Origin of the sequence: Modestobacter excelsi (assembly GCF_005930495.1) — a bacterium.
In the GTDB taxonomy this organism is placed as follows: domain Bacteria; phylum Actinomycetota; class Actinomycetes; order Mycobacteriales; family Geodermatophilaceae; genus Modestobacter; species Modestobacter excelsi.
This window is the reverse complement of sequence record NZ_SJEX01000008.1, coordinates 1-19,422: the sequence shown is the minus strand read 5'-3', so window position 1 is coordinate 19,422 and position 19,422 is coordinate 1. Positions and strand designations below refer to the sequence as shown.

Annotated in this window: 17 protein-coding genes; 8 read left to right on the top strand and 9 right to left on the bottom strand. The window is 74.5% G+C overall.

Annotated features, from left to right (window positions below; all coding sequences use genetic code 11):
* Nucleotides 1-10 precede the first annotated feature (10 nt).
* Together glf and FHL80_RS04740 are read right to left on the bottom strand one after the other, a co-directional pair.
* Nucleotides 11-1,198, bottom strand: a complete 1,188-nt coding sequence (glf, locus tag FHL80_RS04745) for a UDP-galactopyranose mutase (protein ID WP_138732309.1) — start codon at nucleotides 1,196-1,198, stop codon at nucleotides 11-13.
* Nucleotides 1,199-1,327: 129 nt separating this feature from the next.
* Nucleotides 1,328-3,298, bottom strand: coding sequence for an arabinofuranosyltransferase (locus FHL80_RS04740; RefSeq protein ID WP_216870426.1), 1,971 nt, complete (start codon nucleotides 3,296-3,298; stop codon nucleotides 1,328-1,330).
* A 186-nt stretch (nucleotides 3,299-3,484) separates the two neighbouring features.
* On the opposite strand from FHL80_RS04740, the gene FHL80_RS04735 reads away from it, so the two are divergent.
* Both FHL80_RS04735 and FHL80_RS04730 read left to right on the top strand, forming a co-directional pair.
* A complete protein-coding gene (locus tag FHL80_RS04735; RefSeq protein WP_138732307.1) occupies nucleotides 3,485-4,390 on the top strand; it encodes a glycosyltransferase family 2 protein in 906 nt (301 codons plus the stop codon).
* Nucleotides 4,391-4,400: 10 nt separating this feature from the next.
* Nucleotides 4,401-5,516: a mannose-1-phosphate guanylyltransferase gene (locus tag FHL80_RS04730; protein ID WP_138732306.1), complete on the top strand. Its 1,116-nt coding sequence runs from the start codon at nucleotides 4,401-4,403 to the stop codon at nucleotides 5,514-5,516.
* A 53-nt stretch (nucleotides 5,517-5,569) separates the two neighbouring features.
* On the opposite strand, the gene FHL80_RS04725 is transcribed toward FHL80_RS04730, so the two are convergent.
* Nucleotides 5,570-7,534, bottom strand: coding sequence for an arabinofuranosyltransferase (locus tag FHL80_RS04725; RefSeq protein WP_138732305.1), 1,965 nt, complete (start codon nucleotides 7,532-7,534; stop codon nucleotides 5,570-5,572).
* A 214-nt stretch (nucleotides 7,535-7,748) separates the two neighbouring features.
* Here FHL80_RS04725 and FHL80_RS04720 point away from each other — a divergent pair, with 214 nt between their 5' ends.
* Together FHL80_RS04720 and FHL80_RS04715 are read left to right on the top strand one after the other, a co-directional pair.
* Nucleotides 7,749-8,519, top strand: coding sequence for an SDR family NAD(P)-dependent oxidoreductase (locus tag FHL80_RS04720; RefSeq protein ID WP_138732304.1), 771 nt, complete (start codon nucleotides 7,749-7,751; stop codon nucleotides 8,517-8,519).
* A 23-nt stretch (nucleotides 8,520-8,542) separates the two neighbouring features.
* Complete coding sequence (locus FHL80_RS04715; RefSeq protein WP_246078459.1) at nucleotides 8,543-9,496, top strand: DNA-3-methyladenine glycosylase family protein; 954 nt, start codon at nucleotides 8,543-8,545, stop codon at nucleotides 9,494-9,496.
* 29 nt (nucleotides 9,497-9,525) lie between these two features.
* Here FHL80_RS04715 and FHL80_RS04710 read toward each other — a convergent pair whose 3' ends face one another.
* Nucleotides 9,526-11,193 (bottom strand): arabinofuranosyltransferase AftB family protein, encoded by a 1,668-nt coding sequence (locus FHL80_RS04710; RefSeq protein ID WP_138732303.1) that lies wholly within the window; start codon nucleotides 11,191-11,193, stop codon nucleotides 9,526-9,528.
* A 345-nt stretch (nucleotides 11,194-11,538) separates the two neighbouring features.
* Nucleotides 11,539-12,402, bottom strand: a complete 864-nt coding sequence (rfbA, locus tag FHL80_RS04705; protein ID WP_138732302.1) for a glucose-1-phosphate thymidylyltransferase RfbA — start codon at nucleotides 12,400-12,402, stop codon at nucleotides 11,539-11,541.
* A 123-nt stretch (nucleotides 12,403-12,525) separates the two neighbouring features.
* Here rfbA and rfbB point away from each other — a divergent pair, with 123 nt between their 5' ends.
* Both rfbB and rfbD read left to right on the top strand, forming a co-directional pair.
* On the top strand, nucleotides 12,526-13,521 hold the full coding sequence (gene rfbB, locus FHL80_RS04700) for a dTDP-glucose 4,6-dehydratase (RefSeq protein WP_138732301.1): 996 nt from the start codon (nucleotides 12,526-12,528) through the stop codon (nucleotides 13,519-13,521).
* Nucleotides 13,518-14,405: a dTDP-4-dehydrorhamnose reductase gene (rfbD, locus tag FHL80_RS04695; RefSeq protein ID WP_138732300.1), complete on the top strand. Its 888-nt coding sequence runs from the start codon at nucleotides 13,518-13,520 to the stop codon at nucleotides 14,403-14,405. The genes rfbB and rfbD overlap by 4 nt, the downstream gene beginning before the upstream one ends.
* Before the next feature lie 51 nt (nucleotides 14,406-14,456).
* Here the strand turns inward: rfbD and FHL80_RS04690 are convergent, their stop codons facing one another.
* The 3 genes from FHL80_RS04690 to cofD are packed head-to-tail and all read right to left on the bottom strand — an operon-like array spanning nucleotide 14,457 to nucleotide 17,117.
* Entirely contained in the window at nucleotides 14,457-15,059 is a 603-nt protein-coding gene (locus FHL80_RS04690) for a dTDP-4-dehydrorhamnose 3,5-epimerase family protein (protein WP_138732299.1), read from the bottom strand.
* A gap of 47 nt (nucleotides 15,060-15,106) precedes the next feature.
* Nucleotides 15,107-16,174, bottom strand: coding sequence for a coenzyme F420-0:L-glutamate ligase (locus FHL80_RS04685; RefSeq protein ID WP_138732298.1), 1,068 nt, complete (start codon nucleotides 16,172-16,174; stop codon nucleotides 15,107-15,109).
* Complete coding sequence (gene cofD / locus FHL80_RS04680; protein WP_138732297.1) at nucleotides 16,167-17,117, bottom strand: 2-phospho-L-lactate transferase; 951 nt, start codon at nucleotides 17,115-17,117, stop codon at nucleotides 16,167-16,169. The genes FHL80_RS04685 and cofD overlap by 8 nt, the downstream gene beginning before the upstream one ends.
* Before the next feature lie 295 nt (nucleotides 17,118-17,412).
* Between cofD and FHL80_RS04675 the strand changes: the two genes are divergently transcribed.
* Nucleotides 17,413-17,763 carry a WhiB family transcriptional regulator gene (locus tag FHL80_RS04675; protein ID WP_439331084.1) on the top strand — a complete coding sequence of 117 codons (351 nt, stop codon included), beginning with the start codon at nucleotides 17,413-17,415 and terminating at the stop codon, nucleotides 17,761-17,763.
* Between the two features lie 198 nt (nucleotides 17,764-17,961).
* Nucleotides 17,962-18,867: a GNAT family N-acetyltransferase gene (locus FHL80_RS04670; RefSeq protein ID WP_246078458.1), complete on the top strand. Its 906-nt coding sequence runs from the start codon at nucleotides 17,962-17,964 to the stop codon at nucleotides 18,865-18,867.
* Between the two features lie 12 nt (nucleotides 18,868-18,879).
* Here FHL80_RS04670 and FHL80_RS25220 read toward each other — a convergent pair.
* Nucleotides 18,880-19,422 (bottom strand): hypothetical protein (locus FHL80_RS25220; RefSeq protein ID WP_216870425.1); only part of this gene is annotated, 543 nt, incomplete at its 5' end.

The window sequence follows — 19,422 nt, the reverse complement described above, 5'->3', positions numbered from 1 at the left end:
CAGTCCTCGGTCAGTCGTCCAGGCGGCCGTCGAGCGACGCGCCCTGGTCGAAGAAGGGGCGGATGCGGTTGTCGAACATGCTCAGTGCCGACCCGATCGCCATGTGCATGTCCAGGTACTTGTAGGTGCCGAGCCGGCCACCGAAGAGGACCCGCTTCTCGGCGGCCTCCCTCGCGGCGAGCTCGCGGTAGGTCTCCAGCTTGGCCCGGTCCTCGGGGGTGTTGATCGGGTAGTACGGCTCGTCACCGGTCTCGGCGAAGCGCGAGTACTCGCGCACCACGACGGTCTTGTCGGTCGGGTAGGCGCGCTCCGGGTGGAAGTGCCGGAACTCGTGGACCCGGGTGTAGGGGACGTCCTCGTCGGCGTAGTTCATCACCGAGGTGCCCTGGAAGTCGCCGATCGGCAGGACCTCCTGCTCGAAGTCCAGGGTCCGCCAGCCCAGCTCGCCGGCGGAGTAGTCGAAGTACTTGTCGATCGGCCCGGTGAAGACGGTCGGGACGTCGGCGGGCAGCTCGTCGCGGACGTCGAAGAAGTCCGTGGACAGCCGCACCTCGATGTTCGGGTGGTCGGCCATCCTGGTCAGCCAGGCGGTGTACCCGTCGACGGGCAGACCCTCGAAGTCGTCGTTGAAGTAGCGGTTGTCGAACGTGTAGCGCACCGGCAGCCGGGCGATGACCTCGGCGGGGAGCTCGGTGGGGTCGGTCTGCCACTGCTTCTTCGTGTACGCGCGGATGAACGCCTCGTACAGCGGGCGACCGATCAGCGAGATCGCCTTCTCCTCGAGGTTGGCGGCCGACGCGGTGTCGATCTCACCGGCCTGCTCGGCGACCAGGGCGCGGGCCTCCGCGGGGCTGAAGCTCTTGCCGAAGTACTGGCAGATCGTGCTGAGGTTGATCGGCAGGGAGTAGGTCTGGCCGTCGTAGATGCTGAAGACCCGGTGCTGGTACTTGGTGAACTCGGTGAACTGGTTCACGTACTCCCAGACACGCTTGTTGGACGTGTGGAAGAGGTGCGCGCCGTAGCGGTGGATCTCGATGCCCGTCTCGGGTTCGGGTTCGGAGTAGGCGTTGCCGCCGATGTGGTCGCGGCGGTCGATGACCAGCACCCGCTTGTCCAGCTGGGTGGCGGCGCGTTCGGCGACCGTGAGGCCGAAGAAGCCCGAGCCGACGACGACGAGGTCAGGGCTGCCTGTAGTCACGGCTGGCGACGATACCGTCGCGGGCGGGGGCGGGCCGTCCCTGCCGGGGCCCCGGTGCCCCGCCCACCCCATCGGTCACACCCGGGGCCCGGCGACCCACCGGCGCGGCCGGACGCCTCCGCACGACCCTCAGGGGCGCAGCGCGGCGACGGTCCGGTCGCCGACCTGCGTGCTCACGAAGTCGGGGGAGTCGAAGAGGTCCGCCGGGAGCCGGACGGACCACGCGGTCGAGGTCGCGGTGAACGGGTCCCACGACGAGGAGGAGAACCGGTAGCCGTCCTCGTCGAGGGCCAGCACGAAGACCGTGGGCGCCGTCGGGTCCGCGCGCAGCGCGGCCACCACCTCCGCCGGCGACCGCCCCTCCAGGTCCTCCAGGAACTCCTGGCGCTGGCGGTAGTCGCCCACCGGGTTGGAGTACAGCTCCCACCACTGGACGTACCCGTGCAGCGGGGTGGTGGCCATCAGCGGGATGTCGTCGGTCAGCACCGGCCCGGTCTCGGACTGCCCGGCCGCGCGGGAGGTCCGCTCCACCGCGGCGTACAGCTCGTCGGCCGAGGGGTCCCCGGTGAACTGCTGCCGCATGGCGGGGCTGGCCACCACGGGGTGTGAGCCGTCCGGGTAGGCCACGCCCCGGGCGAGGTCCCGCAGGTCGCTGTCGAGGGAGAGCCACTCCTGGGCGTGCGCGCTCGTCCCGACGAACAGGCCCACGGCGAGAGCCGCCGCCGCCGGTCGCCGCCAGTCCCGGCGGCGGGTCCAGCGGGCGGCCTGCGGCAGGAACTCCACCACGGCGAGCGTCCCGCCGGCCAGCAGCGCGGTCGACAGCACCAGGACCAGCCGGTGCGCCAGGACACCGCCGCCCAGCTGCCCGAGGACCAGCTGGACCACGCTCAGCACCAGGACGGTCACCACCAGTCCCTGGCAACCGCGCAGCCGGGGGTGCGCCCGCCCCGACAGGCCCAGCAGCGCCACGGCGCCGAGCACCGCGAGGGCGAACCAGGGCGACCCGGTGACGGTGAACAGGTGCACGTAGGACTCACCCTCCACCCACGAGGTGGCCGCCGAGGACGGTCGGCCGGCGTCGTCCCAGGCCAGCGCGAAGGGACCCAGCCAGGGCAGCACCAGCAGGACCGACGTCAGGCCGGCGACCGCCAGCTCCCGCCACGTCGCGCGGATCCCGCGTTGCGCGGCCACCAGGAGCACCGCCAGCACGCCCACGGCGGCGTAGAGCAGGTACAACCAGGCCGCCGCGGCCAGCGCGACGCCGAGCGCCACCCCCCGGCGCCAGCCGACCGGCCCGCGGGGTGCGCCCCACCAGGTCAGCAGCGGCGGCAGCGACAGGGTCACCACCCAGCTGTAGGGCTCCGACGCGCCGGCGCCGAGCAGCGTCGTGGCGCCGAGCCAGGCGGCGGACGTGGCGGGCTGACCGATGATCGTCACCGCGAGCAGCAGCGCGGACAGCCGGGTGCTGCAGGTGCGCCGCCAGAGCCAGAAGGCCAGGGCCGCGGCCAGGAACATCGTCACGACGGCCATCCACTTGTAGGCCTGCCAGGCCGGGACGCCCGTCGTCGCCGAGGCGGCTCCCACCAGCCAGAACCAGCCGGGGGAGTAGAAGGCCGGGGCGTCGGCGTAGGTGTAGTCGGCGAGGCTGGTCAGGTCGTCGGCGAACCGGGTCGCGTACTCCAGGCGGAAGGACTGGTCGCCGAACGGGCCGGAGAAGAACCAGTCGGTCCCCTGCAGGGAGATGACGGTCAGCGCCGGCAGGAAGCAGGCGACCCCGGCAGCGGCGGTGTGGTGCGCCACGGCGGCCCGCCGGGTGAGCAGCCAGCCGAGCAGGCCGGCGGTGAGCAGCGCCACCAGGGACGCCTGGTACTGCAGGTGCAGCTCGCCGACGTCGGTCAGCACCGTGTGCAGCAGCCACAGGGCGGCGGGCACCACGGCCCAGGGCAACAGCCCCAGCGCACCCGGAGCCCGCCATGAGCGGCCGGCCGGCTGGACGGGCGCCGTGTCCTCGGTGTCCTCGGTGTCCCCGGGAGGGACCTCGGCGACGACGTCGGGCTCGACCACGTCCTGCACGTCGGCGGTCCTCGGGTCGGACTCCATGTACGTCCTCATCCACGGGCGGCAGGGCTGCGCGTGCCGTGCTCCGCTGCGGGAACGTGGCCGTGCGCGCCGTGCCATCAAACAGGGGTCGTCGGGCGGCCGGCCACGGGCCCGGTCGGCGAGGGCGGGTACGGGTGGCCTGCGGCCGCCGCAGCCGCCCGGCGGACCGGCCGTTACCTTGGCCCGGTGTCCGCCCTGAACGAGCCGCCGCTGCGGGTGGTCGCCGTGACGTACTCCCCGGGGGAGTCGCTCGACGGCTTCGTCGAGTCGCTGGCCGAGGCCACCACCGCACCGACCGACGTCGTCCTGGCCGACAACGGCTCCACCGACGGCGCCCCCGAGCGGGTCGCGGCGGCACACCCGCACGTCCGGCTGCTGCGCACCGGCGGCAACGTCGGCTACGGGGCGGCGGCCAACGCCGGCTTGGCCGACGTCCCGACCGGCTGGGCGCTGGTGGCCAACCCCGACGTCCGCTTCAGCCCGGGGTCGGTGGACGAGCTGCTCGCGGTCGCCGCACGGTGGCCGCGCGCCGCGACCGTGGGCCCGGCCATCCGCACCCCGGAGGGCGAGCTGTACCCCTCCGCCCGCGACCTGCCGCGGCTGTCCACCGGGATCGGCCATGCGCTGCTCGGCTGGGTCTGGCCGGCCAACCCGTGGACGGCGCGCTACCGCCGTGAGCGGGAGGCCCCGCGGGAACGGCCGGCCGGCTGGCTGTCCGGGTCCTGCTTCCTGGTCGACCTGGCGGCGTTCCACTCCGTCGGTGGCTTCGACCCGGGCTACTTCATGTACTTCGAGGACGTCGACCTGGCCGCGCGGCTGGGCCGGCGCGGGTGGCTGAACGTGTACGCGCCGTCGGCGGTCGTCGTCCACGAGGGCGGGCACGCGACCCGCCGGGAACCGCACCGGATGCAGCGGGTGCACCACACCAGCGCACTGCGCTACCTGTCCGCCGAGCACCCCGGCCGGGTGAACCTGCCCCTCCGGACGGTGCTGAGGCTGGGCCTGGGGGCCCGGTTGCTGGTCTCCTGGGTCAGCGGCCGGGTGGCCGCCGGGGCGCGCTTCCAGCGGGCCGCCGACGAGTTGGACCGATGAAGGCGGCACGGTGCAGCACGCAGTGATCATGGCCGGCGGCTCGGGGACGCGGCTGTGGCCGCTGTCCCGGTCGGCGCGGCCCAAGCAGCTCCTGGACGTGGTCGCCGACGGCGACGGCGACGGGGACGGGGACGGCGCGCACAGCCTGCTGGCCGAGGCGTTCACCCGGCTGCAGGCGGTGCTGCCGGCCGACCGGATCTGGGTCTGCACCGCGGCCCGGTACGCCGCGGCGGTGCAGGCGGCGCTGCCCGCGCTGCGCCCGGACCGGCTGGTGCTCGAGCCGGTGGCCCGGGACACCGCCAACGCGGTCGGCCTGGCGGCGGCCCTGGTCGCCGACGTCGACCCCGACGCGGAGCTCGCCGTGGTGAGCGCCGACCACGTCATCCGGCCGGTCGAGCGCTTCGCCGCCGCGCTGCGCACCGCCTACGACGTCCTGGCCGTGCGGCCGACCGCGCTGGTCACGCTCGGGGTGACCCCGACGTCGCCGGCGACCGGCTTCGGCTACGTGCAGAAGGGCGCGCCGACCGAGGTCACCGGCGCGGCCGAGGCGGCGTCGTTCCGGGAGAAGCCCGACCGCCCCACCGCCGAGGCGTACCTGGCCAGCGGTGAGTACCTGTGGAACTCCGGCATGTTCGTCTGGCGGGCCAGCACCGTGCTGGCGGCGCTCGCGGAGCACCTGCCCGAGTCGGCCGCCGGGCTGGACCGGATCGTGGCCGCGCCGGCCGGGCCGGCGCGGGAGGCGGTGCTGGCCGAGGTCTTCCCGACCCTGCCGAAGATCAGCGTCGACTACGCCGTGCTGGAGCCCGCGGCCGCCGAGCCCGGCCGGGTGGTCGTGGTCGACCTGGACGTCGACTGGCTGGACGTCGGTTCCTGGCCCGCCCTGGCCCACACGCTGACCACCGACGGGGCGGGCAACGCCACCCGGGGCCTGACCGTGCTGCTGGACAGCGCCGGCAACGTCGTCCTCAGCGACGACCCCGAGCACCTGGTCGCCCTGGTCGGGGTCCGGGACAGCGTCGTGGTGCACACGGCCGACGTGACGATGGTCTGCCCGGTGACCGACGCCGAGCGGGTCAAGCAGCTGCTGGCCGCGGTCGAGGAACGCTCCGGCACCCGCTACAGCTGACGAAGGGCCTGCCTGCAGGGGGGCCGTTCCAGCACGTCACGTCGCCCGCGTGCTCACCCCTCGCGCAGTGCGGCGACGAGCCGACCGTCGACCCGGGTGGTGACGAAGTCGTCCGAGGAGAAGGCGCTCACCGGCAGCCGCACCGTCCACGGCGCCGAGGAGCCCGACGCGCCGTCCCACGCCGCGGACCCGAAGGTCACGTCCGTGCCGTCGACCTCGAGGACGAAGACGGTGGGCGCGTCCGCGTTCGCCCGCAGGGCGCTCGCCAGCTGATCAGCCGGCTCGGTGGCGAGCTGCTCGAGGAAGGCCCTGCGCTCGGGGTACTCGCCCAGCGGGCTCGAGTACAGCTCCCACCACTGGATGTAGCCGAAGAACGGCGAGGTGGCCAGGAGCGCCTCGTCGTCGGTGAGGACGACGCCGGTCTCGGGCTGCCCGGCACGGGCCGCGACGCGCTCCGCCGTCTCCGCCAGCTGGTCGAGCGAGGCCCGGCCGGCGAGGGCCTCACGGGTCTCCGGCCGGGACAGCGGGGAGAGCTCGCCGTCGGGCTGCGGCACGTCGTGCGCCAGCTTCCGCAGGTCGGCGTCGCCGTTCGTCCACTCGCGGGCGTGTCCGTTCACGCCGATGAAGAGGGCGACGGTCAGGAGGGCCATGAGCACGCTGCCGGACGTCACCAGCGGCCCCAGCCGGCCGAGCCAGCCCTCGGGCAGGGTGGCCAGCAGCTTCTGCGCTCCGAAGACGCCGGCCGCGAGCAGCGCGACGCCCAGGACGATGAGCAGGCGGTGGAAGAGCACCCCGGCACCGGACTGGCCGAGGAAGACCTGACCGAGGCCCAGGACGGCGAGGGCGCCGCCCACGGCCTGGCAGCCCAGGAGCCCCGAGCCGTGCCAGCGGCGGGCAGCGAGGACGGCCACCGCCCCGACGAGCGCCAGGACCACCCAGGGGGACGCGGCGGGCGTGATGAGCGACACGTAGGAGTCGTTCTGCACGTACGTGGTGGCGAGGGCGTGCGGCCGGCCGGCCCGCAGCCACGCGACGACGAACGGCCCCAGCCACGGCGACACGAGGACCACCGTCGCCAGTCCGGCCGTCAGCACCTCGAGGAGCACGCTGCGCTCCCGCCACCGCAGGGCGGCCAGGACGAGGACGGCGACGACCGCCACCACGGCGTAGAGGAGGTACAGCCACGCGGCCACCGCGATCGCGGCGCCCAGCAGCAGGGCCCGGCGGAGCTGGAACGGTCCGCTGCGGCCGGCGAACCAGGTGAGGAGCGCGGGCAGCGGCAGGACGACGAGCCAGCCGTAGGGCTCGTAGCCCCCGGAGAACATGAGCGTCTCGCCGCCCAGCCAGCCGGCCCCGGCGAACGGCAGGCCGATGACGGTGACCGTCACCAGGACGGCGGAGAGCCGGGTGCTGCACGTCCGCCGCCACAGGGAGAAGGCCACCGCGACGGCCACGTAGAGCGTGGCGATGCCCACCCACTTGTAGGCGTGCCAGGCCGGCGTGCCGCTCACCCGGGCCACGAGTCCGACGATCCAGAACCAGCCGGGGGAGTAGAAGGACGGCGCGTCCTGGTACGTGTAGTCCTGCAGGCTGCCCAGGTCGGCGGCGAAGCGGGTGGCGTACTCGAGGCGGAACGACTGGTCACCGAACGGACCGGAGAAGAACCAGCCGGTGCCGTGCAGGGAGATGAGGGTGAGACCGGGGAGGACCGCCGCCACCAGCGCGCCGGCGGTGTGGTGGGCCCAACGGCTCGTGCGGGTGAGCAGGTACGCCAGCGCCGGCGCGGTGACCAGGGCCACCGCCGCCCCCTGGTAGTGCGCTCGGAGTTCCGTCGCGCTGGGGAGGAGGCGGTAGACCACCGCCACGAGCAGCGGCACGACCACCCAGGGCAGGACCACCGGGACCGACCAGCCCCGAGGGACGCGTGATGCCAGGCGGTCGTCCCCTCGGGCGGTCCTCCAGACGTCGGAGGCGAGGCGCGGGGTCGTCGGGACGACCAGGTCGGCCTGGAGGTTCATGCACGTCCTCGGGTAGTGGCCCCGCCGGTGGTCCGGGTCGAGGGAACGGGTGTCACGGGACTGGTCCTACCGGAGGGCCATCCGTTCCCGGCCGACCCGCGGCCACCCGTGGGGCGCGTCTCGTCCTGTGGGGCACGCCGAGTCGGATGGGACTCGTGAGGTCGGAGCCGCACCGGCCCCCGGGGGCATCCGGACGCGTGGTTCACTCGCCGATGTGAAGGACCTCGATGTCGCCGCTGTCGTCACCGGAGGGGCCTCCGGCCTCGGGGAGGCCACCACCCGCGCGCTGACCGCGGCGGGCGTGGCGGTCACCGTGCTGGACCTCAACGGGGAGCGCGGGCAGGCGCTCGCCGCCGAGCTCGGGGGGCACACCACCTTCGTGCGCACCGACGTCACCGACGAGGAGTCGGTGCAGGCGGCGATCGACGACGCCACGGGCAAGGACCGGCCGCTGCGCATCGCGGTCAACTGCGCCGGCATCGGCTACGCCGCCCGGGTGCTGGGCCGCGACGGGTCGCCGCACGAGCTCGCCGCGTTCACCCGCACCGTCGGCGTCAACCTGATCGGCACCTTCAACGTGCTGCGGCTGGCGGCCGCCGCGATGGCGCGCACCGAGCCCGACGGGGAGGGCGAGCGAGGGGTCGTGGTCAACACCGCCTCGATCGCCGCCTACGACGGCCAGATCGGCCAGATCGCCTACGCCGCCTCCAAGGGCGGCATCGTCGGGCTGACGCTGCCGGCCGCGCGGGACCTGTCCTCGGTCGGCGTCCGGGTGTGCACGATCGCCCCCGGCCTGGTCGACACCCCGCTGCTGGCCTCGTTGCCGGAGGAGGCCCGCACGGCACTCGCCGCCGGCATCCCGTTCCCCAAGCGGCTGGGGCGCCCGGAGGACTTCGCCGAGCTGGCGCTGGACATCGTGCGGCACGGTTACCTGAACGGCGAGGTCATCCGGATGGACGGCGCGCTCCGGATGGCGCCGCGCTGACGCGCAGCACCGAGGGACGGGCCGTGGGGGAGCAGCTGCTGGTGCGCGACGCGCCGGCGTACGAGGACGTCTGGGCGCCGGGCTGGGCGCTGGACGTGCGCCGGGTGGTCTCCCGGGACAGGCGCGGCACCGGCGACCCCACGCTGCGCATCGCCGAGGACGGCCTGTGGCGCACCACGACGACGCCGGACGGGCCGGCCACCGTGCGGCTGACCGGCTCGGTGACCGCGCTGCGGGTGCAGGCCTGGGGGCCGGGGGCGGACTGGGCCGGCCGGCGGGTGCCGCGCTGGCTGGGCGCCGAGGACCGGGTGGCGGGCTTCGACGCCGACGTCCACCCGCTGGTCGCCCGGGTCCACCGCACCACCCCGTGGCTCCGCCTCGGCAGCACCGGCCGGGTCTGGGACGCGCTGGTGCCCGCCGTCCTGGAGCAGAAGGTGACCGGCATCGAGGCGCACCGCACCTGGCGGGAGCTGCTGCGGCTGACCGGGGACCCGGCGCCCGGCCCGGCGCCGGCCGGGATGCGGGTGGTGCCCTCGCCCGAGCAGGTGCTCGCGGTGACCGACTGGGAGTGGCACCGCTGCGGCCTGGACGGCGCGCGCCGGCGGGCGCTGCGGGCGGTGGCCTCGGTCGCGTCCCGGCTGGAGGCGGCCGCGCACGGGGAGGACGGCTGCGCGGCGGACTGCGCCGACCTGCGCCGGCGGCTGCAGTCGGTCCCCGGCATCGGGGTGTGGACGGCGGCCGAGGTGGCCCAGCGGGCGATCGGCTGCCCGGACTCGGTGAGCGTGGGCGACTACCACCTCAAGAACCTGGTCGGCTGGTCGCTGGCCGGGCGGAAGACCGACGACGCCGGGATGCTGGAGCTGCTGGAGCCCTGGCGGGGTCACCGCCAGCGGGTGGTCCGGCTGCTCGAGGTCGGCGGCAGCATGCCGCCCAAGCGGGGCCCGCGGATGAGCCCCACGGACCACCGCCGGATCTGACCCCCGGCCTGTGCGGCGGACCGGCCGGATCAGCAGAGCTGGTCGCGCGCCTGGGCCGGGTCCCCCGGCACCCGGAAGGACGTCAGCTCCGGCGAGTGGACGATGTTGCTGAGGAACCGGCTGACGGTGAGCCTCCCGCTGGTCGCCTCGATCAGTTCCGCCGCCTCGCCGCAGGCCAGGACCTGCCGGGCGGTACCGACCGGGGACGTGTCCGGCTGGGCGCCGGTCCCGACGTCGTCGGGGGCCCCGAAGCGCGCGAACAGGTACTCCCGCGGGAAGACCTTCTCGTGGCCCGGGCGACCGGGTGGGCCGGGGGCGATGTGCGAGCCGATCGGGTCGGTGAGCCCGAACCCGTCGATGACGAACACGTCGAGACCCGCCGCGACGCCGTAGAAGCCGGCGTTGCCGACGGAGAAGACCATCCCCCCGGAGGACGGACCGATCACCTCCAACGGGGTCGTCGTCGTCACCGGCACCACCTGGACGACGATCTCGTCCATGCCCTCGCGGTCAGCCCGGACGACCTGGTCGGAGTACTGGGACACACCGGCGCCACCGTGGTCGGCGAGGGTCACCGGGTGCTCGACCCCGGCGAGCGCGGCGTAGAAGCCCCGCTCGTCGGCGATGCCGCTGTCGGCGACGCCGTCCGGGTAGCTGATCCGGAGGGCGAACACGGAGGCGACGGCCCAGACCGCGGCCGCAGCGACCAGCGCGCCGGTGACGGCCAGCCGACGCCGGGTCAGCGGCAGGGCGGCCACCGGGCACAGGGCCAGGAAGACGCTGGGCATGAGCAGACGGGCGTGCATGAAGTCGCCCCCGACCCGGACCACGTACAGCGCGTGCACGGCAGCCGCGCCGAGGACGACCAGGACGAGCGCCCACTCCCGGCGCTGCCAGCGCGCCTGGGGGGCGAGCACGGCCAGCAGCAGCACGGCGATCAGCGCGGGCACCCAGAGGAGGTGGGGGGCCACCAGGTCGGCGAGGTAGGTGAAGCCGCGGCTCCACAGGGGGCGGCTGGACTCCTTGGCCACGGCGGTGTTGGGCACCAGGAGCCCGTAGTAGCCCATCCGGAAGACCTGGTAGGCGACGGGCAGCAGGCCGGCGAGCACGAGGCCCAGCACCCGTTGCCACCAGCGTCCTGCGCCGGCGATCACCACGAACAGCAGCAGGATGCCGGCGATCACCGCGAAGTCCGGGCGCACCAGCGGCCCGAGCCCGAGGACGACGAGCAGCCACACCGGCCGGTGCGGGGCGGGCCGCTCGGTCTGGACCCAGCGCACGATGCCCCAGAAGGTCAGCGCGATCCAGCTGAACGACAGCCCCGTCTCCAGGCCGGACGTGGTGAAGTCCCAGGTGGGCGGCAGTGCGGCGAACACCACGACGCCGAAGGGCACGGTCACCCAGGAGGCCGCCTTCGACCACAGCCGGCCGGCGGCCAGGGAGGCGAGGGTGACCGCGACGGCGGTCAGGGCGAGCCCGAGCAGGACGCTCGCCCAAGGCGCAGCGTTGCCCGGGACGATCGCGTCGACGACGGTGAGCACGAACAGCCACAGCGGGCTGGTGGCCACCTCGACGCGCTCGCCGGCGTTGAAGACCGGTCCGTGCCCGGCGAGGAGCTCCTGGACGACGCGGAAGTTGATGAAGGCGTCGTCGGAGGTCCACCGCCGGTTCCAGCCGAGAGCCAGCACGGCGAGCACGACCAGGGCGGTGAGCCCGTGGTGGAGCGTGGGACGGCGCCGGCCGGGAGCGTCCGCGGATCGCGCAGGGCCGGACCGGTCCGGTGGCGTCGCGACTGACGTGCTTCCTGACAAGAGCTCGCCCCTTCTCGCATGTCTCGCCTCGGAAGGCGGGCGGACGAGCAGTACGGTCTGGCCCGCCAAGACCCCAGGCGGGCGCCCGGTGAGTGGCCCCCGCAGGGCACGATACGAGGTGGACGCTCCTGCGCGAAATCGTCCACCCGTCCGGCTCCGCAGCAGGGTGGGCGAGGACCTCCGCGGGACCGAGGCGCCGCTGTCACGTGCCATCGGCCTCCCGTGGGGCGCTCAGCCCGTCAGCAGTCCCAGCAGGTAGGCGCCGTAGCCGCTCTTGCCCAGCGGTTCGGCGATGGCGCGCAGGGCGTCGTCGTCGAGCCAGCCGTTGCGCCAGGCGACCTCCTCGATGCAGCCGATCTTGAGGCCCTGGCGTTCCTCGACGACGGAGACGAACTCGGTGGCCTGGCGCAGCGAGGCGAAGGTGCCGGTGTCCAGCCAGGCGGTGCCGCGGTCGAGCACGGTGACGGTGAGCCGGCCGGCCTGCAGGTAGTGCTCGTTGACGGCGGTGATCTCCAGCTCGCCGCGGGCGCTGGGGGTGATGGTCCGGGCGACGTCGACGATGTCGCGGCCGAAGAAGTACAGCCCGGGCACGGCGTAGGAGCTCTTCGGGGTGGCCGGCTTCTCCTCGATCGACAGCACCCGTCCGGCCTGGTCGAACTCGACCACGCCGTAGTCGGTGGGGTTGGCCACGTGGTAGGCGAACACGTGCCCGCCGTCGGGCTCGGGCAGCCGGGCCAGGGCGGTGCCCAGGCCGGCGCCGTAGAAGATGTTGTCCCCCAGCACGAGCGCCGCGGACTGCCCGGCGAGGAAGTCCGCGCCGATCAGGAACGCCTGGGCCAGGCCCTCGGGGCGGGGCTGGACGGCGTACTCGATGCGCATGCCCAGCCGGCTGCCGTCCCCCAGCAGCCGGGCGAAGGCGTCCCGGTCGTCGGGGGTGGTGATGACCAGCACCTCGCGGATCCCCGCCATCATCAGCGTGGACAGCGGGTAGTAGATCATCGGCTTGTCGTAGACCGGCATGAGCTGCTTGCTCACGCCCAGGGTGATGGGCCACAGCCGACTGCCGGTCCCACCGGCCAGGATGATCCCGCGCACCAGGTGACCGTATGCGGTCCGCGCGGTGATCCCGGCCGGCGGGGAGGCGGAGGTCACCCTCCGGGATGAGCTCCGCCGTGGCGGTCGGCGCTGCGCGCGCCGGGTTGGCTAGCGTCTGCGGTCATGCGCGTCCTGGTCACCGGCGGTGCCGGCTTCATCGGTTCGCACTACGTGCGCACCATGCTCTCCGGGGGTTACCCCGGCTTCGAGGACGCGGCGGTGACCGTCTTCGACAAGCTCACCTACGCCGGCAACCTCGCCAACCTGGCCCCCGTCGCGGACAACCCGCGCTACCGGTTCGTCCAGGGCGACATCTGCGTGGCCGCCGACCTGGACGCCGCGCTGCCCGGGCACGACGTGGTGGTCAACTTCGCCGCCGAGTCCCACGTCGACCGCTCCCTCACCGGCGCGGCCGGGTTCGTGCTGACCAACGTGCTGGGCGCCCAGCAGGTGTTCGAGGCCGCCCTGCGGCACCGGGTCCGCCGGGTGGTGCACGTGTCCACCGACGAGGTCTACGGCTCCATCGAGCACGGCTCGTGGACCGAGGACCACCTGCTGGAGCCCAACTCGCCCTACTCGGCGGCGAAGGCATCCAGCGACCTCATCGCCCGCGCCTACGCCCGGACCTACGGGCTGGACATCTCCATCACCCGCTGCTCCAACAACTACGGGCCCTACCACTTCCCGGAGAAGGTCATCCCGCTGTTCGTCACCAACCTCCTCGACGGGCACAAGGTGCCCCTCTACGGCGAGGGCGCCAACGTCCGGGACTGGTTGTTCGTCGACGACCACTGCCGCGGCATCCAGCTCGTGCTGGAGCAGGGCGCGACCGGGGAGTTCTACAACATCGGCGGCGGCCGGGAGCTGTCGAACAAGGAACTGACCGCGAAGCTGCTGGAGGCCACCGGCCGCGACTGGTCCTACGTGGACAACATCGTCGACCCCCGCGGCGGCGGGCACGACCTGCGCTACTCGGTGGACTACTCCAAGACCGCCGCCCTGGGCTACGCCCCCCGGATGGGCTTCGAGGACGGCCTGGCGCTGACCGTGCAGTGGTACCGGGACAACCGCGCCTGGTGGGAACCGCTCAAGGCCGCCGCCGCCACCGCCCGCGCGTGAGCACGCCCGTCTCCTGGCTGGTGACCGGCGCTGCCGGGCAGCTGGGCACCGACCTGCAGGCCGTGCTGGCCGGCCGCCCCGGGGACACCGTCACCGCCGTGGGGCGGGACCGGGTCGACCTCACCGACGAGGCCGCCGTCCGCTCGGTCGTCCGGGAGTGGCTGGACGGGTCGACCGGACGGCGTCCGGTGCTGGTCAACGCCGCGGCCTACACCGCCGTCGACGCCGCGGAGACCGACGAGGCCACCGCCGAGCTGGTGAACGGCGCCGCGCCGGGCTGGCTGGCGCAGGAGCTCGCCGGCCGCGGCCGGCTGGTGCACGTCTCCACCGACTACGTCTTCGACGGCACCGCCACCGAGCCCTACGCCGTGGACGACGACCCGGCACCACGCACCGCCTACGGCCGCACCAAGCTCGCCGGGGAACGGGCCGTGGCGGCCGCCGGTGGGGAGGCGGTCGTCGTCCGCACCGCCTGGGTCTACGCGGCGCACGGCAGCAACTTCGTGCGCACCATGCTGCGGTTGGAGGCCGAGCGGGACACCGTCTCCGTCGTCGCCGACCAGACCGGCAGCCCCACGTGGTCCGCCGACCTGGCCCGCGGGCTGGTGCAGGCGGCGCTGTCCGACGTCACCGGGCTGCTGCACGCCACCAACAGCGGCGCCACCACCTGGCACGGTCTGGCCCGGGCGGTGTTCGAGCTGTCCGGCGCGGACCCGGCGCGGGTGCACCCCACCTCGACGGATGCGTTCCCCCGCCCGGCGCACCGGCCCGCCTACAGCGTGCTGGACCCGGCCAGCTGGACCGCCGCCGGGCTCCCCGCGCTGCCGCCCTGGCAGGAGTCGCTCCGGGCCTGCCTCGCCCAGCTCGGCGCCCTCCGCTCCTGACCGGCCGTCCGCAGTTCGCCACAGGCGTGCTCTCGGCGAACCGCGGACGGGTCAGGCGTCGCGCAGCTCGGTGTAGCGGGCGGTGCACTGCTCCAGGGTCGGCAGCAGGCCCTGCTCACGGGCCTGGGCCAGGGTCGGCGCGCCCAGGTCCTTCGCCGACAGCTCGAACTCCACGTCGGCCGGCCAGGGCAGGTCCAGCTCGGGGTCCATCGGGTGCACCCCGAACTCCCGGCCCGGTGAGTACCCGCTCGACACCAGGTAGGTCACCGAGCTGGCGTCGGCCAGCGACACGAACGCGTGCCCCAGCCCCTCGGCCAGGTACACCGCCCGCGGTTGCTCGCTGTCCAGCAGCACCGCGTCGTGCACCCCGAACGTCGGCGAGCCGACCCGCACGTCCACGACGACGTCGAGCACCTTCCCGGCCGGGCAGTACACGTACTTGGCCTGCCCGGGCGGCACCAGCGCGAAGTGCACCCCGCGCAGCACGCCCCGGGCGGACACGCTGTGGTTGGCCTGCGCCAGGGTCAGCCCGAACCCGGTGGCCTCGGCCAGCACGTCGGCCCGGTACCACTCGGTGAACCGGCCACGGGCATCCCCGTGCGGCACCAGGTCCAGCACGTAGGCATCGGGGACGGCGAGTTCGCGGATCTGCACGCCACGACGCTAACGGCCGCCGGTCGGCGCTCGGCGGGACGTCCCCCTCAGGTGGGGAGTGCGCCCATCCGCAGCCGGCCGACCAGTCCGCTGCCGCCCAGGGTGGCCACCGGCTGCCAGCGGGTCGCCCAGCCCTCGGCGGAGAGCTGGACCAGGGCCGCGCCGACGATCGCACCGACGGCGAGGGTGGCCCGGGGGGACACCGGCTCGGCCAGGTGGACGTCGATCACGTCGCCGTCGTCGCCGTCCTCCTCGGGCCCGTAGCGGAAGACCACGGGGAACTCCGGCAGCGCGGCCACGGCGACTCGGAACGCGTCGGTGGCCGCGGCGAGCGCGCCGGCCCGGGCGATGAGCCGGTCCGCCGGCGCGCGGCCGGGGACGACGTCGCGGGTGCCGGTGCTGAACAGGTCGCCGGGCCCCAGCCGCACCAGCGGGCGGGCCCCCGGGTCGGGGTCGGGGGCGGTGAAGGCCAGGCCGCGGACGACCGCCACCGGCACCCCGGCGAGTTTGCCCTTCACCAGGTCGCCGGCCGCGGCCAGCTCGTCGACCACGGCCACCTGGGTGGTCTCCAGCCGGTTGCCGTGGGCGTCGACGGACCCGCGGTGGTCGACCAGCGCGGGCAGCCCGGCCGCGCCGATCGCCACGTCGCTGACGCCGTCGCGCCACGGCCGGCCGAAGGTGTCGCTGACGACGACGGCGACCGTGACACCGAGCAGCTCGCGGAGCCGGGCGCGCAGCAGGCGGGCGGACGCGTCGGCGTCCTCGGGCAGCAGCACCAGCGCGTTGCTGGCCACGTTGGAGGCGTCGATGCCGGCCGCGGCCACCACCCACCCGTGCCGGGTCTCCACGATCCGGAGCGGGCCGCGGCGGGCGACCACCCGCACCGTCTCGGCGTCGATGGCGCGCTGGCGGGCCGTCTCCCGGTCGGTGCCCGGTTCGACCCGGACGAGGTTGCCCTCGACCTTGGCCACCACCTTGGAGGTCACCACCAGGACGTCGCCGTCGGCCAGCCACGGGGCCGCGCCGGCCAGCGCCCCGGCGAGGTCGTCACCGGGCCCGAACTCCGGCAGCCCCGGCACCGGGTGGACCGAGATGCCGGCCGTCGGCTCAGGCACCGGCGGCGTCGAGCGCGGCGCGGGCGAGCGCGCGGGTGGCCTCGGGGTCGCTCATCAGCAGCGGGACGGCGCGGACGTCGACGCCCGGCACCGTGGCGCGGTCCCCGGTGTGCACCAGCCACGCGTCCAGGACGCCGTCGGCCGACCGGGCTCCGTAGTGCCTGCCGACGCCCTCGGCGCTGACCTCGACCCCGACCACGGGCAGGCAGCGGTCGGCCATGCCGCGCAGCGCCGCGCCGTCGACGATGGGGGAGACCCCGACGACGCGGCCGGCGGCCGCGCGGACGGCGTCCCGGATGCCCGGCACGCCCAGCACGGTGCCGATCGACACCACCGGGTTGGACGGGGCGAACAGGACGGCGTCGGCGGAGGTCAGGGCCTCGACGACGCCCGGGGCGGGGCGTGCGTCGTCCACCCCGACCTGGACGAAGGCCTGCGCATCGAGGGCCGCGCGGTGCCTCACCCACCACTCCTGGAAGTGGACGGCCTGCGGGCGGCCGGTGCCGGGGTCGGTGACGACGACGTGGGTCTCGACCCGCTGGTCGCTCATCGGCAGCAGCCGCACCCCGGGCTGCCAGCGCTGGGCGAGCGCGGCGGTCACGTCGGAGAGCGGGTAGCCGGCGTCGAGCATCCGGGTGCGGACGAGGTGCGTGGCGAGGTCCCGGTCGCCGAGCCCGAACCAGGTGGGCTCGGCACCGTAGGCGGCCAGCTCGCCCTTGACCGTCCAGGTTTCGCCGCGTCGTCCCCAGCCGCGGTCCTCGTCGATCCCGTCACCCAGCGTGTACATCACGGTGTCCAGGTCGGGGCAGATCCGCAGCCCGTGCAGGGTCACGTCGTCCCCGGTGTTGACCACGGCGGTGACCTCCGCTGCAGGGACTGCAGCGAGCACGCCACGGAGGAACCGGGCGCCGCCGACGCCCCCGGCGAGAACGACGATGTGCACGCCACCATGGTGCCTGATCGTCAGATGTGCACTGTGCACCGGATGGGCTCTTGCCGATCTATACGAAACACGCCCGATGACCTCGGCAGATGGTGCTGTGCTAGACGGCGTGTCGGGGTCTGCTGTCACCACATCAGTACATGTTGTGACTGGTGGGACGCGTGGTACCGCTCGTTACACCGACCCGACTTGACCCCGACTCAACGACACGCGTGTAATTCCGACGTTGTCATCAGGCGCTGGCGGTCCGGGAAGAGCCCGGAGCGAGCACCGTGACGGAGCGAGGGGACGCAACGTGATGGCCGAGGTGTCGTGGTTGAGCGAGTACAAGAGCGCAGCAGCAGAGTCGACGCCGGCCGCCTACGGAGCGGACGTGCTGGGCAGGGCCGCGTCCTTCGACGCCGGCTTCCCGGGCATGGACGCCGACGACCAGGGCTGGCAGGAGCAGGCGCTGTGCGCCGAGACCGACCCCGAGGCGTTCTTCCCCGAGAAGGGTGGCTCCACCCGCGAGGCCAAGAAGATCTGCACCGGCTGCGAGGTGCGGACCGAGTGCCTGGAGTACGCGCTGTCCAACGACGAGCGCTTCGGCATCTGGGGCGGACTGTCCGAGCGTGAGCGCCGCCGGCTGCGCCGTCGCGCCGTCTGAGGAAGGACCTCCTCGCCCCCCACCACTCGCGAGCTCGCGGCGGGGCCCTGCGAGGAGCCGTTCCAGCCCGTCACCTCGGGCCGTTCCATCGCGTCACCTGCACCACCTCCCCTCGCACGGTCGGCGCAACGAGGCGCCGGCTCGCGGGTGGGCCGACCTCCGCGCGGGGCACCTGCCCTGATGTGGTCGACTGGACCCGTGTCCACCCGGGTCGTCGACGGCCGGGCCCGCGTGGTCCGGGAGATCCGCGCCGCCACCCCCCTCATGGCCGACCTCGCTGCTCCCGTCCCCGCCTCAGGGCCGTGGCTGACCGCGACCCTGAACGCGCAGCCCGTCCGCCCGTTCGCGCCGGTCTCCACCCGGGCGGTGGTGGTCGAGCAGTCAGGCCTTCCTGCAGGGGCCCGTCGCGAGCCTGCGAGCGGTGGGGGGCAGGGAGGTCCTCCCACCGACGGGCTGGCCCTGCTGTCGCTCCGGCGTCGCGGTCCGGCGACGGCGGTCACCCTGCTGGGTGCGGACCCGGGTCCGCTCCCCGGAGGCCGACCGACCGGCCGGCTGTACGCGCGGGACGACGAGGTGGCGGGTCGGCTGGCCGAGGGGGTCGCCGACCTGCTCGACGGTCTCCGCGGCCCGTGGACCCTGCACCTGGCCGGCCTGCCGCTGGGTGACCCCACGCTGCGACGCCTCGCCGCGGCGATGCCCGACTCGTCGCTGGCCACCAGTCGCAGCCGCCGGCTGGTCGACGAGCTGGACACCGTCGGCGAGGTGCGCCGCAGTCGCGACCCCGCCGAGGTGGAGCGCCGGCTGCCCGACGTGCTGGCCCGGGTGCCCGACCGGCAGCGGACCTTCGTGCGCGCCGCGGCCCGGCTGCACGCGGCGATCGGCCAGCTGGAGGTGGCGGTGGTCCCGGCGGTGGACGGGCCGGCCGCCGTCCTGCTCACGCTGCTGGACCGTCGCCCCGCCGGGGAGGACCGGTGGCCGTGGTGGGGGTCGAGCGACGTCGGTGGGCTGCGCCGGGAGCTCGGCTCGCCCACCGTGGCGCTCACCGCCTCGGCAGGTCTGCGCCGGCTCGGCCGCCGCGGTGCCGCCCGCCAGCTGGCCGGGTAGTCGACCGGTCCGTCAACCGGGCAGCTGCAGCACGTTGACCCCGCGGTCGGCGGTGGTCGAGGCGCTGTCCAGGCCGAGCCGCACGACGCCGGTCGCCGGGACCGGAGCCCCGGCGGCCGGGGCCGCTCCGGCGGCGCTGACGGCCACGGTGAGCTGGTACGCCCGGCCGGTGTAGGCCGGCGCGCTGCCGTTGGGCCGGGTGTAGGTGGCGAACCGCCCGACCAGGTCGATCCGGTCGCCGTCCCGGGAGAGCTGCAGGTCCGGGTCGGCGAGGTCGGCGTACTCGGTGAGCGACCGGGCGCAGCCGGCGCCCACCGGGTCGGCCGGGGGCTCGGTGGTCAGGCAGTTGAAGGTGGGCAGCCGCACGTGGGCCAGCGACCGGCGCCCGTCGGTGGTGACGCTGACGCTGGGGTAGGTCACGGTCAGCCCGACGGCGCGCGGCTCGAGCACGACGCCCTCGAACGTCACGCTCGCGGCCACGCCGGCCGGGCCGAGCGGCACGGACTCGAAGGCCAGCGCGGCCGCTGCGGTGTCGGTGGCCGGTGCGGGGACGGC

Excerpts from the sequence above, each read along its gene's own strand:
- FHL80_RS04740 (WP_216870426.1), bottom strand. The coding sequence starts at position 3,298 with ATGGAGTCCGACCCGAGGACCGCCGACGTGCAGGACGTGGTCGAGCCC.
- FHL80_RS04725 (WP_138732305.1), bottom strand. The coding sequence starts at position 7,534 with ATGAACCTCCAGGCCGACCTGGTCGTCCCGACGACCCCGCGCCTCGCC.
- rfbB (WP_138732301.1), top strand. The coding sequence starts at position 12,526 with ATGCGCGTCCTGGTCACCGGCGGTGCCGGCTTCATCGGTTCGCACTAC.